The organism is Paraburkholderia sp. Clong3 (assembly GCF_050436485.1).
Lineage (GTDB): Bacteria > Pseudomonadota > Gammaproteobacteria > Burkholderiales > Burkholderiaceae > Paraburkholderia > Paraburkholderia tuberum.
The window spans coordinates 574,511-588,637 of record NZ_JBNDMH010000003.1 but is presented as its reverse complement, the minus strand read 5'-3'; the positions used below and the strand labels follow the sequence as shown (position 1 = coordinate 588,637).

Genomic DNA, 14,127 nt, shown 5'->3' with positions numbered 1-14,127 from the left:
CCCGGCTGGCTCCGGTTCGAGATCTACAGGACCTTGTTCTTGTCGAGGGTGCTGCCGGTCGCCGCGTTGTAGCGTTCGACGTAATCGCCGAGCAGTGCACGGATCGCCTGGCCGATCGCGCGGTAGTCCGACTCGTTCAGATTCGCGAGCGATACGCGGCCGGACGGATGCTGCGTGCCGAATCCGCGTCCCGGCAGCAAGACCACGCGCGCCTCCCGCGCGAGTCTGAACAGCAGCTCGGACGGCTCCGTATTCTTCAGCAGCCACTCGACGAAATCGCGTCCGTATGCGCGCTCGCCAAGATATTCCATGTCCAGAATCGTGTAGTAGTCGACCTGGTTGATGTCGATGTCGTCGAACGTAACGCCCATCCCGTCGTACAGAGCGCGCTTACGGCTGCGAATCAGACGCTTCAGCGCATTCTTGTACGCGTCCGGCGTATCCATCAGCGAGAACAGCGAGAACAGCACCATCTGCACCTGCTGCGGCGTCGAGAGCCCCGCGGTGTGATTGAGCGCCACGGTGCGGCTATCGGCCACGAGCCGATCGATGAACTTGAGCTTGTCGGGCTCCGTCGTGATCGACTCGTAACGGTGATGCAGTTCCTTCTTCACGTCCTTCGGCAACTCGGCGATCAGCCGATCGAAGATATTGTCGCGGTGCGTGGCGATCGTGCCGAGACGCCAGCCGGTCGCGCCGAAGTACTTCGAATACGAATACACGAGAATCGTGTTCTTCGGCGCCAGCGCGAATAGCGACACGAAACCGTCGGCGAACGTGCCATACACGTCGTCGGTGAGCAGGATCAGATCGGGCCGTTCCTTCACGATTTCGGCGACATACTCAAGGCTCTCGTCGCTGATCCGCACCGAAGGCGGATTGCTCGGATTGACGAGGAAGAACGCCTTCACGGCGGGGTCGCGCAGCTTGTCGAGTTCCTTTTTCGAGTACTGCCAGTTGTTTTCGACATCGGCATTCACGTCGACGACTTTGAGCTGGTAGTCGTTCAGCGCCGGGATCTCGATGTAGGGGGTGAAGATCGGCATGCCGAGCGCGATCGTATCGCCCGCCTTGATCAGGTGGTTCTGGCGCATCGTGTTGAAGATGTAGGTCATCGCGGCGGTGCCGCCTTCGACCGCGAAAATATCGAACTCGCCGATGAACGGATGCTTGCCGACCATCTCCCGGCGCAAATACTGCCCGACGATGATTTCCGACAGCTTCAGCATCCGGTCGGGCACCGGATAGTTCGATGCGAGAATGCCTTCGCACATCTCGTACAGAAAGTCGCTGGCCGACAGCCCGAGCTGATCGCGCACGTACGAGACGGCGCTCGCTAGAAAGGCGATGCCCGGCACGCCCTTGTTCTCGCGCAGGAACAGGTCGAGCCGCTCGACGAGCCCGTCACGCTTCGGAAAGCCACCGACGCCTTCGGGCATATAGGCAAACGAGCGCTCGGATTCACGCATCGCAAAGAGGCCCAGTTGCCAGAACCCGTGGCGTGGGATCGTCGCGACGAAGTTGGGATTGCCGCGTCCGGCGTTGAGCATCGCAAGGTTCGCGGGCCGCTCGACCGCACCGCCGCCCGCCGCCTTGATCAACTCGTCTTTCAGTTCGAACGGACTGAGTGCCGCCAGCTTCGCCTTGTCGGCGTCCTGCTTGTCCCGCTTGCTCATGTCTCCTCCTGAACCATGTCTTGCGCATCGTGTTCCGCGCGCAGTGCGACGATACGGCATCGCCGGCAGCGATGCCCCTGGTCAAGCCAGCATCATTACGACGACCATGCCCCAGATCGTCAGCAGCGTATTGCCCACCGCATAGGTCACGGTGTAGCCGAGCCCCGGGATCTGGCTTTGCGCGGCATCGCAGATCATGCCGAGCGCCGCGGTCGTCGTTCTCGAGCCCGCGCATACGCCGAGCAGGATGGCCGGATGAAAGTGAAAGATGAAGCGTGCGATAAACATGCCGAGTATCAGCGGCAGCGTGGTGGCGAAGATGCCCCACAGAAACAGGCCGACGCCGAGGTTCTGCAAGCCGGAGACGAATCCGGGTCCCGCCGTCAGCCCGATCACGGCAATGAACACGTTCAGGCCCACTGAGTTCATGAACCACACGGTCGGCTCGGGAATCCGGCCGAAAGTCGGATGAATGGCGCGCAGCCAGCCGAACACGAGACCGGCGATCAGTACGCCGCCGGCCGTCGACAGCGTGATCGGAATGCCCGCCGCCTTGATCACGATCGCGCCCACCAGCGCGCCAACGGTAATCGCGAGCGTCACGAACGCGACGTCCGTCACGTTGGTCGCGCGGTCGATCACGCCGAGCACTTTGGCGGCGGCGCTCGTGTCTTGCGTGCGTCCGACGATCGTGATGGTGTCGCCGCGATGCAGCTTCGTGCTCGGCAGAATCGGAATCGGCGTTTCGGTGGGCCCGCGCTTGATCCTGCGCAGAAACACGCCGCGCGCGAGCGGCATGCCCGCGAGTTCCTGCAAAGTCTTGCCGTCGACCACCTTGCTCGTCACGTAGACGTCCACGCCTTCGGCGGGTACGGCGAGCAGTTCGGGATCGTCCACTTCGAGCGCGCGCGCGCGGCGCACCGCGACCGTGTGATCGCCGCCGTCAACGCCGGTCCCATTGCCGGCTCCGAGCACCGAGACGAGTTGGTCACGCGGGCCGGCTATCGCAACGACATCGTCGGACTGCAGCACCATGTCGAGCGTCGCGTCTTCGACCTTGCCGCCGCGTCTGATGCGCTCGATAAAGAGGCGCGTGTTTTGCGGTTGCAACGCTTCGACCTGACTCACCGTCTGGCCACAAGCCGGGCTGTCCGCGAGGACCCGATAGGCGCGCAACTCGTAACGGTGCCACGCCTGACCCTCGCCGCCCAATTCCTTCGTTCCGCCCATCGTCGCCTCGTATTCCTTGCAGGCGGCGACGAGGTCGATGCGCAGCAGCCTCGGTCCGAGGGTCGCGAGGATCACCGCGGAGCCGACCGTGCCGAATATGTAGGTGACCGCGTACGCGGTCGGCATCGCATTCAGTAGCGTTTTAGTCTCGTCTGGTGGTAGCGACAGCCGGTTGATCGCGTCCGACGCGAGCCCCATCGATGCCGAGATCGTCTGTGAACCGGCAAAGAGCCCAGCCGCGGAACCGAGGTCGTAGCCCGCAATCTTCGCCGCGATGATCGCCGCGCCCAGGGACAACACGGCCTGCACGACGGCGAACAGCGCCTGCGGCAAGCCGTCTTTCGCGAGGCCGCGCACGAACTGTGGTCCGACGCCATAACCGACCGCGAACAGGAAGATCAGAAAGAACACCGATTTGACGTTCGGCGACACCGTGATGCGCAGCTGTCCGATTGCGATGGCCACTAGCAGCGTCGCCGTGACTGCACCGAGACTGAAACCCTTGTAGCTTTTTCCGCCGATCCAATAACCGATGCCGAGAGACAGGAATATCGCGATCTCGGGATATTGTCGTAACGTAGTAACGAGCCATTCCATCGTCGTCCTCGTCTGCGGTTCGCCCGTTGACACCGACGTGAAAGCGGGTGTGTGGTAAATGGATAGCGGCCGCCCGGTTTTCTCCAGAGGTCAGCCCACCTCCGGAATCGGTCTCTTCCCGTGAATACAATGGTTCTTCCGGCGAGGCAAAACAATACGACCTTGGTCTCACGAAATTTACGCACTGATTACGCGCGAGTCCTTATTTCTTGAGAACTTTCCACACCCCATTGCCGGTTTTGCAGGCGACCGGCGTCCAGCTCTGGGTCTGCCCTTTCGCGACCGCGACGAGCGTCGCGGTCCGGCAGGTTCGATCGCCTTCCTTCGTCGTATCCCGCGGCGTCACCGTGCCCGTGATCGAAACGGGATTGCCGGTCCCCGCATTGCTCCACTCGAGCGATTCGCCATCCTTTTTTGTGTCGAGTGCCTTTTGCGCCGCATTGTTGAGCGCTTTACGGTCAGCGTCGCGCATGTACGTAACGGGCGTGTCCTTCAGAAAGTTCAGGTTCGATGCATGACACAAAACGGGGGCGGCCAGCAGCGCCGCCGCGAGCCACCGCGTGAGCGCGCGCGCGCCAGGACGAAATTGACGTGACATGGGTTTCTCCTCGAGTTCATCCGCGATTCGCGTCGTCCGCGAAATCGCCGTTTTGCTGGAATGCATCGACGACGTCGGCCACCGAGCCGCGTCGGCCGATGTGGCCGACACGAACTTCGAGCCCCTCGGCGCGCAGCATGTCGCGCACGTCCGCGTGCGCGCCGACGACCTTCATCGCGGCGCCCGCGGCCTCCAGCGCGCCGTGCATCGCTTCGAGCATGCGCGCGCCCGCCAGATCGACGACCGCCGATGCGGACAGGTCGCAAATCACGAGCCGGACCGGTTCGGGTGCGGCGTGGATCATGCGCCAGATCGTCTCGCGCACGTGCTCGACGTTGAAGTACAGCAACGACGCCTCGACACGCACCGCCAGCACATGCGCAATCGTCTCGTTCTCGGCATGACGTTCGAGATCCGAGAAATAGCGCGTGCCGGGAATACGCCCGAGCATCGCGACATGCGGATGCGCGGCGCGGTGGATGATCAGCAGCATCGACACGAGCACCGCGACGATGACGCCCTTCAGGATGCCCAACAACAGCACCGCCGCGAACGCCACCATCGAAATCGCGAATTCGAAGCGGCTCACGCGCCACACATGACGCAGTTCGCCGACGTCGACGAGGCCCTTCACGGCCACGAGCACGATCGCCGCCAGCACGACGTTGGGCAGATTCGCGAGCAGCCCGGTGAGGAACATCAGACAGAAGCCGATCGCGAGCGACGCGAATACCAGCGCAAGCGCGCTTTTCGCGCCGGCCTTGTCGTTCACCGACGATTGCGAAAGCCCTCCCGCAACCGGGAAGGCCTGGAATAATCCCGCGGCCAGATTGGCTGCGCCAAGACCCAGCAATTCCTGGCGGGCGTCGATCTCGTAACCATGTGCCTGCGCGAGCGCGCGCGCGGCCGAAACGCTCTCGACGTATGCCAGCAACAGGCACGCGAACGCCAGCGGAACGATGCCGTCGACATCGCGCAGCCGCAGCCCGGGCAGACGGAATTCAGGCAAGCCTTGAGGCAGCGCGCCCACGAGCGTGAAGCCGCGGCTGGCCAGCGGCGTGACGGACAACACGACGATCGAGGCAGCGACGACGGCGAGCGCCACCGGACGCCCCGGCAAAAGCTTTTCGCCGAGCAGCAGCAACGCGATGCAAACGAGGCCGAAACCGAGCACGCCGAGGTTGGACAGCGGAAGCTGCCCCCACAGCACGGCGATCCGTTCGAAGAAGAATTCGCCGCCGCCTTTCACCCCGAACAGCTTCGGCAGCTGGGTCATCGCGATCGTCAGCGCGGCGCCCGCCTTGAAGCCGAGCAGGATCGTCTCGCTAATGAAGCTGACGAGCGAACTCAGGCGCAGCAGCCAGCCGATCACGCACATGCACGCGATCAGCACGGACGTGAGCGCCGCGATCGAAGCCCAGCGCGACGGGTCGCCCCCGGCCATCGGCACGAGCGTCACGCCGACGAGCATCGAGATCGCCGAGGTCGGGCCGATCGCGAGCTGGCGCGACGAGCCGAATAGCGCATAACAGAGGCCGCCGACCAGATAGCCGTAGATGCCGTATTGCGGCGGCAAGCCGGCGAGCGACGCATAGGCGAGCGATACCGGAATGCCATAAGCCGCGAGCGTCACGCCGGCGACCGCGTCCTTCGCGAGCCATCGAGGCTGATAGCTTCGCAGCCACTGCGCGGGAGGAAACGCGGAGCGCCACCCGCGCGCGGGTGGCGTGGAAGACGCGCGGCCGGTGACGCTCTGTGGATGGTTCAACGTAGCGCCTCGAGTACGGAAGCGGACCTGACGGAAGCACGGGCGCGCTGTACGGCCATCGCCTCAGCCGACCCGGAGCGGCTCAGAGCGAATCCTTGACGCGCTGCCACGTATGATCCGGATTGAACTCGGTCACGGGCGGCGCGTGCGCGCCACGGTCCTTCTGGTAGATGACGCCGTTGTTGCTGACCACGAAGGTCATCACGCCGCTCGTGCCGTACTGCGCCGGATAAGCGACCATCGCGAAACCCGCGATCATGTGGCCGTTGATCACGTAGCTGAACGCGCCGCCCGGCGCGTTCTTGCCCTGCCGCGTCAGGATGTGGAAATGGTAGCCCCGGTAAGGATCGCCCGCCGCGTGGCCTTTCAGATATTCGGAACTCGCGGCGACGAGCGGGCCGAACGGACTCTCTTCTTCGTCGCTGTTTTCGTCGGAGTGCCAGTAGAGACCGTCCTGCTTGCCGGGTGTGCTGGCCAGCTTCTGCGCGTATTCGAGCAGGCCGTCGTGGTTGCGGTCGCGCGACGCGTATTGACGCTGCGCGCCGATATAAGCGTGCAGCACCTTGATCGCTTCGAGTTCGTTGGCGCCGATCCGTCGATTGATCAGTTCTTCTTCGCCCTGCTCGGTGGCGAAGCGCCAGGTGCCGTCCTCTTTGACGATCGGTATCGGCATCGGCCACGCCTCGTCGCCGACCAGCAGAATCCGCCGGTTCGGTCCCCTGTCGTCGAGCACGTGATAGGCCTCGATCTCCTTGCTCGCCTTGGCCCAGTTCGCCTCGTTCTCCGCCTGATCCGGCGATACCACGAGGCTCTTGTGCGCTTCGCCGAAGATCGCGACGAGCGACGCTTCGTCGTCGGTCTTCAGTGCGCTGGACAGCGCGGCGACCGCGTCTTCCGGGGTGGCGAAAGTGCGCTGCCCCGCGGCGAGCGCGGCCAACGGAATCGACAGCGCGAGCACCATCGCGCACAGCCGGCGCGATGTGGCCACACGTCGCCGCGAATCGTCGCGTGCGCGCTTTCCGGTGATGCTTTGCCCGCTCATGGCTGCTCCTTATCGCCGTCCGCCGCCGCGGCCGCCACCGCCACCACCACCGCCGGCCCGCGGCGAGAATCCACCACCGCCACCACCGCCACCACCGGAGTATCCGCCGCCACGCGTCGATTGACGGCTCGCCGCGCCGCGCGCGCTGTTGGCTTGCGCGGCGCGCGCCGAGCCGTAGCCGCTGAACGCATCGCCGCCGCCCCCAGGCGACGCGCGCTGACTCACCTCGCGTGTGCCCGCCGACGCCGTCGGACGCTGGGACGGCTGCGGCCGCCCTTGCGCGCCAGCACCGCCGCCCGCGAAGTTTGCGCCGGCGCCGCCACCCGCGCCGCCACCTGCATAGTTTGCGCCGCCGCCCGCGCCGCCGCGGTTGCCGCCCGCCAACCCACCGCCCGCGCCTGCACCCGCGCCGCCGCCGCGCGACGGCGGATCGCCGACCCGTTGCGTGCGCGCCGAGCGATCCGAGATACCGCTGACCTGGCCCGGCTTCTTGTCCGAGGTCCACGCGGAGGTGCCCCCTCCCTGCCCGCGACCACCGCCGCGGTTGATGTCGCCCGTGTTGATATTGCCGCGCTCGACGTTCCTATCGCCGCGCTCGACGTTCCTATCGCCGCGCTCGACGTTTCTTTCGCGGTTGATGTTGATGTTGTTGTTGCCGCCGCCTCCGTAATGCGTTTCATAGTGCCCGCCGTTCCAGGCGGCGGTAATCGCCGCGCCCCAGATCAGCCCCGTCGCGAGCGCGGCGCCGGGCGCGTACGGATAGTAGTAGGCCGGATAGGGCGTGGGCGCGTAGGCGTAGGTCACGGGCGCGCTGGCCACCACGATGGTCTGCGGGTTGTACTGCGGCACGTAGATCACCTGCGGATCGGCCGGCTGGATCTTGATCACTTCCTTCTCGACGACCACGACCTGCTTGTCGTCGGATTTCAGATGCCCCGCCGACTGCGTTTGCCGCCGGAAGCGCTGAATCGCTTCGAGCACCGAGCCCTGATCGGCAACGACGGCCTCGCCGAGATCGATCGTCCAGTCGAGATCGGTGCTCATGTTCTTGACGATGTCGGGGTAATTCAGCAGCGCCTTCACCGGATCGTGCCACGCGTCGTTGAGCTTCAGCGACTTGTTGTTTTTGTACTGGTCGAGAAAGCGATCGGCCTGCACGATTTCGACGGGATAGGTTGAGGCAGGAAGAATGATCGCGATCAGATCGTCCGGATATAGCGCGATCGGTCCGACGAGCTGGTCGAGCGTCGCCGCGGAAACGGGTGCGTTCGGGGCCGCGTTCGCCGGGGCGTTCGCGGCCGGCGCCTGCGCCAGCGACACCGCAGTGGAGAACGCGCCGCAGCACGCCAGAAGCGCGGCGCCCAGTACATGGCTGATGCGTCGCGCGCGCGTCGCCTCGTCGTCGAGCGCCGGCATGCGCCTGCGCCTGTCGAGCGCCGTTGCAAACGGGATGATGCGTGTACGAGCACGCGAATCGCGGTCCATCGATGCTTCCCCTTGCGCTTCGTCAGCGGCCCCGGGCTGCATGGCCATGATCTTTGACAGACAGTTGTCCGAAGCAATGAAAAAGACCTGCACCTGTTGCATGAATACAGTTTGGAAACCATGGACGAAATTGCAAATACGACCTTGGTCCGATTGCGCGCGACAGGCCCGCGACACCATGATGAACGCGAACCTGCCATTGCTGCGCATCCACCGCGCGGCAACCGGTCCCACCGGAATTCCCATTCACGGGTGCCGGTGGCGCCCTAACGCCTGAGCAAACAGGCAGCCGGCGACTCGCACCCGCGTGTACCCACGCAAGGAGCTGTCGTGAACAAGTCTACGAAATATGCCGTGATCGCCGCGTTGAGCGCGTCGCTATCGCTGGAAGGCCTGGCGCAATCGAGGCCGATTGCCTATCCGGCCCGAGGGCAAAGCCCGCAGCAACAGCAGCAGGACGAAGGCGCCTGCTATTCGTGGGCGAAGAGCAATACCGGCATCGACCCGACCATGGTCGCCAATGCCCCGCCCCCGCCTTCCGGCCCCGCGGTGGGAGGCGGCGAGCGCGTGCAGGGCGCCGCGCGCGGCGCGGCCGGCGGCGCGATCATCGGCGCGATTGCGGGCGACGCCGGCAAGGGCGCGGCGATCGGCGCGGCGACCGGCACGATGGTCGGCGGGTCGCGCGCGCGGCAGAACCGGCGCGCGGCCGCGACACAATCGCAGGCGCAAACGCAGGGCTCGATGGACACGTTCAATCGCGCTTTCGCCGCCTGCATGTCGGGGCGGGGTTACACGGTCAATTGATCGCGCAAGGAGAGCAGAATGATTAACCGCAAACTGATCATCGCGGCGGCGCTCGTGTGTCTCGCGAATACGGGGTTCGCTCAGACGGAGGCACCCGTCACGGTCAAGAGCGAGCCCGGCAAAGTCACCGTGTCGGGCACGGTCAAAACGACCGCGACGGTCGTCGGCATCGAGCCGGCAACGCGCACCGTCTTGCTCAAGGACCCGAAGGGCAAGGTCGTGCAGGTCGTGGTCGGCGAGGAAGCGCGCAACTTCGATCAGATCAAGGTCGGCGACGTGGTCAAGGCCGAGTATTCGCAGGCTCTGACCATCATGCTGAAAAAAGGCAACGCGCCGCTGACCGCCAACGAAACGCAGACGCTCGCTCGCACACCGGCGGGCGCGAAACCCGGCGGCTCGGCCTCGCGCGAAGTCACGATCATGGCTAACGTCATCGCGGTCAATCACCAGAGCGGCGTGGTCACGCTGAAAGGCCCGCAAGGCAATACGGTGGATCTGGTCGTGCAGGATCCCGAACAGCTCAAGCGGATCAAAAAAGGCGACCAGATGCAAGCGGTCTATACCGAGGCCGCGGCCATCTCCGTGGAGCCGGTCGCCGGCAAATAGCGAGCATGGCTCGCGTCAGATCAGGCGGTGCGCTTGCGCGAGGCCGCTGAGGGGAGGCGTAAAGTCCGCGCGTCGAAAACGCACCGTCGAGAAAACCCGTATCGCATTGGGACTCGCCGGCAGACGCGCAAGGCGAAACTCGATTTCGTGCGCGGGCCGCGTATCTCCCTCTTCCAGGACGACGTTCATCCGGTCGAGCCGGTACATGCTCTTGCGCACGTAGAAATGCGCATCCGGCGCCCCCAGTACACCGCACATCACGTCGAGATGCCGCTCCAGCGCCTCTGTCTTCAGGCCCAACTGCGCCAGAGCCTGATCGTTCTCTTCGATCTGCGCCTGCAGCTTCGCCACTTCCGCGTAATTCGACGTCGCGTCGCTACCAAGCAGCGAGCGCACGCCCGCCCCCTGCCGTTCGAGAATCGTCAGGCGCGTTTTCAGCAGCGCCCTTTCGCGTTGCAATTTGTCCTGCCGCGAGGTGTCGGCCTCGATCTTGCCGAGCGCTTCGAGCACGAGCTGATCGACGATCCGCAACACGATTTGGCGCCGCAACGCGGCTTCGGATTCTTCGCACACGCGCACCTGGTGATCGCTGAAGTTGATGGTCGTCTGCGCGAGATCGGTTTGCGTCGTTTCGCCGTGTTGCCCGACGCCGAAAATACGCCGCTCGTCCATGGCCATGCCGAGCACCGCGAATACCTGATCGGCAGCGGGATGGTCGCTGAAGAACGTGTTCAGCTCGTGTGAGCGGTTGAAGACCGGGCAGACGTCGTCGGGTGTGGCGAAAAAGGCGTGGATATACGGGTCTGTCGCCCACGCCGCCGCGTTCGCTTCGCGCGTCGGCGGCACTTCATCGGCGAGCCGGAGCAGATAGGCGGTCGTGTGTTGCACGGCGGGCCGCAGGCGCGACGCATAATTGCGCGCGAGCCGCAACGACGGACAGAGCCCGACGATCCGCTCGACGATTTCCTTCGTCTGCTGATCGTCGCTCTCTTCGGAAGCGTTGCGCCTGGTCAGCCACCGCGACAGCAGACCCATGCCCGGCTCCCGTCGCCCGTCACGATTCGTCGCGCTCCGGCAGCAGCTGCGCGACGATCGTGTGGTTCTTCCAGAACAGGTTATGGACGCGGTTTTGCAGTATGCGCAGCCCGTCCGTGGGCACGTCGTCGAAGACGACCACCGCGCCTGGCCGCGAGCCCGTGCCGTGCACCCGCTGGATCGAGCTGAAGCGCGGGAACCCGTAGCGAATCAGGAACTCGCCGATCTCTTCGTCGGAGACGCTTTCCTCGACGTTTCCAAGAAACAGTTCAGCCATGATGCTTACTCCTCCAGACCCTATGCGACGATGTTCAATCCGCCGTCGATATACAAGGTAGAACCGGACACCCGCCGGGCATACGGCGTGGCCAGAAACGCACAGGTATAGCCGACATCCATGATGTCGACGAGTTCGCCGAGCGGCGCGCGCTGCACCGCTTCGTTGAGCAGCAGCTCGAAATCCTTCAGGCCCGAAGCGGCGCGGGTCTGCAGCGGCCCGGGAGAAATCGCGTGCACGCGGATGCCCCTCGGTCCCAGCTCGAACGCCAGATAGCGCGCGCAGGCTTCGAGCGCCGCCTTGACGGGGCCCATCAGGTTGTAGTTCGGCACGACCTTGTTCGCGCCGTAGTAGCTCATCGTCAGCATGGTGCCGCCGTCTTTCATTAGCGGCGCGGCGAGGCGCGCCATCCGCACGAACGAATGGCAGGAGATGTCCATCGCGCTCAGGAAGCCCTCGCGCGACGATTGCAGCAAGCCGCCCTGCAGATCCGCTTTCGGTGCCCATGCAACGGCGTGAACGAGAATATCGAGGCTTCCCCATGTCTTCTCGATCCGCTCGAACACGGCCTCCATTTCGTCCTCGCCCGTTACGTCGAGCGGCATGAAGATCTCGGCCTCGAGTGCTTTGGCGATCGGTTCCACATATGGAGCCGCCTTGGCGTTCGCATAGGTGAGCGCAACGCTCGCGCCGAGGTCGTGAAACGCCTTCGCGCATCCGTACGCAATCGAATGCTCGTTGGCGACGCCGGTCACGAGGGCCTTCGCTCCTCGCAGAATCAAATTCGGTTGCTCGACAGACATGGTGAAACTCCTCTATGGGGCGACAGCGCGCGTATGGCGGGCGATCATCAGTTCCTCGTTGGTGGGCACGACCCAGACCGGCAGCCTGCTCGAGGCGCGGGTGATCAGCGGGCCGCCCGCCCGATTGGCCGCTTCGTCGAGTTCGGCGCCGAGCCACGCGGCATCGCGCACGATGCGCTCGCGGATCGCGACGGCGTGCTCGCCGATGCCGGCCGTCAGCACCAGTGCGTCGAGACCTTGCATCGCCGCGGCGAGACCGCCGAGTTCGCGCCCGATGCGGTAGGTGTAGACGTCGATCGCAAAGCGGGCACGCGGGTCGTTGCTGTCGAGCAGCACGCGCATGTCGCTTGAGAGGCCCGACATGCCGAGCAGCCCCGAGCCCTTGTAAATGAGGTCCGCGATCGACTGCGTATCCATCTTCAGCTCGTCGAGCAGATAGAGCATCACGCCGGGGTCGAGGCTGCCGCAACGCGTGCCCATCGGCAGGCCTTCCACCGCCGTGAAGCCCATCGTGCTCGCCACGCTCTTGCCTGCGACCATCGCGCACATGCTCGCGCCGTTGCCCAGATGCGCGACGACGGTGCGCCCCGCCGCCGCGGCCGGTGCGATCTCCGGCAGCACGCTCGCGATGTATTCGTACGAGAGCCCGTGAAAACCGTAGCGCCGCACGCCGTGGTCGGTAATCGAGGGGGGCAGCGCATAGGCCTGCGCGGTCTCGGTCTGCGTGCGATGAAACGTGGTGTCGAAGCACGCGACCTGTGGAAGGTCGGGACGCAGCTGCGCGAGGATGCGGATCGGGGTCAGGTTATGCGGCTGATGCAGCGGCGCGAGCGGGCTCAGGCTGTCCAGCTGGTCGATCACCTCGGAGGTCGCGAGGACGGGGCCGGCAAAGCGCTGCCCGCCGTGCACGACGCGATGCCCGACCGCCTTCAGTTGATTGCCGCCGCCGTGGTCGTGCAAAAAACCGCCCAGATATTCGATCGCGCCCTGATGGCCGAGCCGGTGGCCATCGCCCCATTCGTGCGAGCTGGCATTACCGTCGCGGTCCGTCACGCGAAAACGCGGGCTCGTGTAGAGCGCTTCGATCTGACCGCGCAAAATGAGCTCGAGTTGCGCTTGTTGCGCGTCGAAGGCGCTGAACTTGAGGCTCGACGAACCTGCGTTCAATACGAGGATCACATCCGCCATGACGTCACCCGACCACCTTGGCGGCCTCGCGCCGTGCCTTGGCCACCAACGCGGCGACCGCGCACGACGCGAGACGCGTCGACAGAGAATCCGCGCGGCTCGTCAGAATGATCGGCACGCGCGCGCCGAGCACGATGCCCGCCGCGTCCGCGCCGGCGAGAAACGACAGGCTTTTCGCGAGCATGTTGCCCGCTTCGAGGTCCGGCACCATCAATACATTGGCGCGACCGGCCACCCGCGACTCGATCTGCTTGATGCGCATGGCTTCGATGCTGATCGCGTTGTCGAGTGCGAGCGGACCGTCGACGAGCCCGCCGGTGATCTGCCCGCGGTCCACCATCTTGCACAGCGCCGCCGCTTCCACCGTCGATGGAATTTTCGGATTGACGCTCTCGGTCGCGGACAGGATCGCCACGCGGACTTCGTCAAATTTCAGCGCGTGCCCGAGATCGATCGCGTTCTGGAGGATGTCGACCTTCTCTTCGAGCGTCGGCAAGATGTTGATCGCGGCGTCGGTGATGATCAGCGCGTTCTCGTACCCGGGCACGTCCATCACGAAGCAATGGCTGATGCGCCGCTCGGTGCGCAGGCCGGTGTCACGGCGAATCACCTCGGCCATCAGCTCGTCCGTATGCAGGCTGCCTTTCATCAGGGCCTCCGCCTTGCCTTCGCGCACCAGTTGCACGGCTGCCGCCGCGGCGGCATGGCTATGCGGCGCATCGACGATCGTGAAGTTCGAAATGTCGATGCCGTGTTCGGCGGAAATCGCTTCGATGCGCGCGCGCGGCCCGACCAGCAGCGGCGCGATCAGTCCCATCCCGGCTGCTTCGACCGCGCCATTGAGCGAACTCTGGTCGCACGGATGCGCGACCGCTGTCGGCATCGCCGGCAGCGTCCGGCAGAAATCGATCAGACGCTGATACTTCGCGTGCTTTTCCATCTGCGTATTCCTCGTGTGTACGGTGCGTTGGATTCGTGACGCGCGGCACGCCATGCTGACGGAAGCCGTGCACACGGG

13 protein-coding genes are annotated in these 14,127 nt (G+C 64.9%); 2 read left to right on the top strand and 11 right to left on the bottom strand.

Annotated elements, in window-relative coordinates; all coding sequences use genetic code 11:
- Nucleotides 1–23 precede the first annotated feature (23 nt).
- The 6 genes from OKW30_RS26135 to OKW30_RS26110 all read right to left on the bottom strand — a co-directional run bounded on the left by OKW30_RS26135 (nt 24) and on the right by OKW30_RS26110 (nt 8,396).
- Nucleotides 24–1,676 (bottom strand): bifunctional aspartate transaminase/aspartate 4-decarboxylase, encoded by a 1,653-nt coding sequence (locus tag OKW30_RS26135; protein ID WP_429348005.1) that lies wholly within the window; start codon nt 1,674–1,676, stop codon nt 24–26.
- Nucleotides 1,677–1,757: 81 nt separating this feature from the next.
- Nucleotides 1,758–3,503: an aspartate-alanine antiporter gene (gene aspT / locus OKW30_RS26130; RefSeq protein ID WP_429292226.1), complete on the bottom strand. Its 1,746-nt coding sequence runs from the start codon at nt 3,501–3,503 to the stop codon at nt 1,758–1,760.
- Between the two features lie 202 nt (nt 3,504–3,705).
- Nucleotides 3,706–4,101: an RT0821/Lpp0805 family surface protein gene (locus OKW30_RS26125; protein ID WP_429292225.1), complete on the bottom strand. Its 396-nt coding sequence runs from the start codon at nt 4,099–4,101 to the stop codon at nt 3,706–3,708.
- A gap of 16 nt (nt 4,102–4,117) precedes the next feature.
- Nucleotides 4,118–5,869 carry a SulP family inorganic anion transporter gene (locus OKW30_RS26120; RefSeq protein WP_429348004.1) on the bottom strand — a complete coding sequence of 584 codons (1,752 nt, stop codon included), beginning with the start codon at nt 5,867–5,869 and terminating at the stop codon, nt 4,118–4,120.
- An 82-nt stretch (nt 5,870–5,951) separates the two neighbouring features.
- Nucleotides 5,952–6,911, bottom strand: coding sequence for a DUF2950 domain-containing protein (locus OKW30_RS26115; RefSeq protein ID WP_429348003.1), 960 nt, complete (start codon nt 6,909–6,911; stop codon nt 5,952–5,954).
- A 9-nt stretch (nt 6,912–6,920) separates the two neighbouring features.
- Nucleotides 6,921–8,396 (bottom strand): DUF3300 domain-containing protein, encoded by a 1,476-nt coding sequence (locus OKW30_RS26110; protein WP_429348002.1) that lies wholly within the window; start codon nt 8,394–8,396, stop codon nt 6,921–6,923.
- A 330-nt stretch (nt 8,397–8,726) separates the two neighbouring features.
- Here OKW30_RS26110 and OKW30_RS26105 point away from each other — a divergent pair, with 330 nt between their 5' ends.
- Complete coding sequence (locus OKW30_RS26105; RefSeq protein ID WP_090810400.1) at nt 8,727–9,200, top strand: glycine zipper family protein; 474 nt, start codon at nt 8,727–8,729, stop codon at nt 9,198–9,200.
- An 18-nt stretch (nt 9,201–9,218) separates the two neighbouring features.
- Nucleotides 9,219–9,806: a hypothetical protein gene (locus tag OKW30_RS26100; protein WP_429348001.1), complete on the top strand. Its 588-nt coding sequence runs from the start codon at nt 9,219–9,221 to the stop codon at nt 9,804–9,806.
- A 15-nt stretch (nt 9,807–9,821) separates the two neighbouring features.
- Here OKW30_RS26100 and OKW30_RS26095 read toward each other — a convergent pair whose 3' ends face one another.
- The 5 genes from OKW30_RS26095 to OKW30_RS26075 are packed head-to-tail and all read right to left on the bottom strand — an operon-like array spanning nt 9,822 to nt 14,103.
- On the bottom strand, nt 9,822–10,841 hold the full coding sequence (locus OKW30_RS26095; RefSeq protein ID WP_184064552.1) for a hypothetical protein: 1,020 nt from the start codon (nt 10,839–10,841) through the stop codon (nt 9,822–9,824).
- A gap of 19 nt (nt 10,842–10,860) precedes the next feature.
- A complete protein-coding gene (locus tag OKW30_RS26090; protein ID WP_184006824.1) occupies nt 10,861–11,118 on the bottom strand; it encodes an RNA-binding protein in 258 nt (85 codons plus the stop codon).
- 20 nt (nt 11,119–11,138) lie between these two features.
- The gene (fabI, locus tag OKW30_RS26085; RefSeq protein WP_184064549.1) at nt 11,139–11,921 is read right to left on the bottom strand and encodes an enoyl-ACP reductase FabI; all 783 of its coding nucleotides are present in this window, start codon (nt 11,919–11,921) and stop codon (nt 11,139–11,141) included.
- Between the two features lie 12 nt (nt 11,922–11,933).
- Complete coding sequence (locus OKW30_RS26080) at nt 11,934–13,109, bottom strand: acetate/propionate family kinase (RefSeq protein WP_429348000.1); 1,176 nt, start codon at nt 13,107–13,109, stop codon at nt 11,934–11,936.
- A 4-nt stretch (nt 13,110–13,113) separates the two neighbouring features.
- Nucleotides 13,114–14,103: a phosphate acetyltransferase gene (locus tag OKW30_RS26075; protein WP_429349173.1), complete on the bottom strand. Its 990-nt coding sequence runs from the start codon at nt 14,101–14,103 to the stop codon at nt 13,114–13,116.
- Between the last annotated feature and the right edge of the window lie 24 nt (nt 14,104–14,127).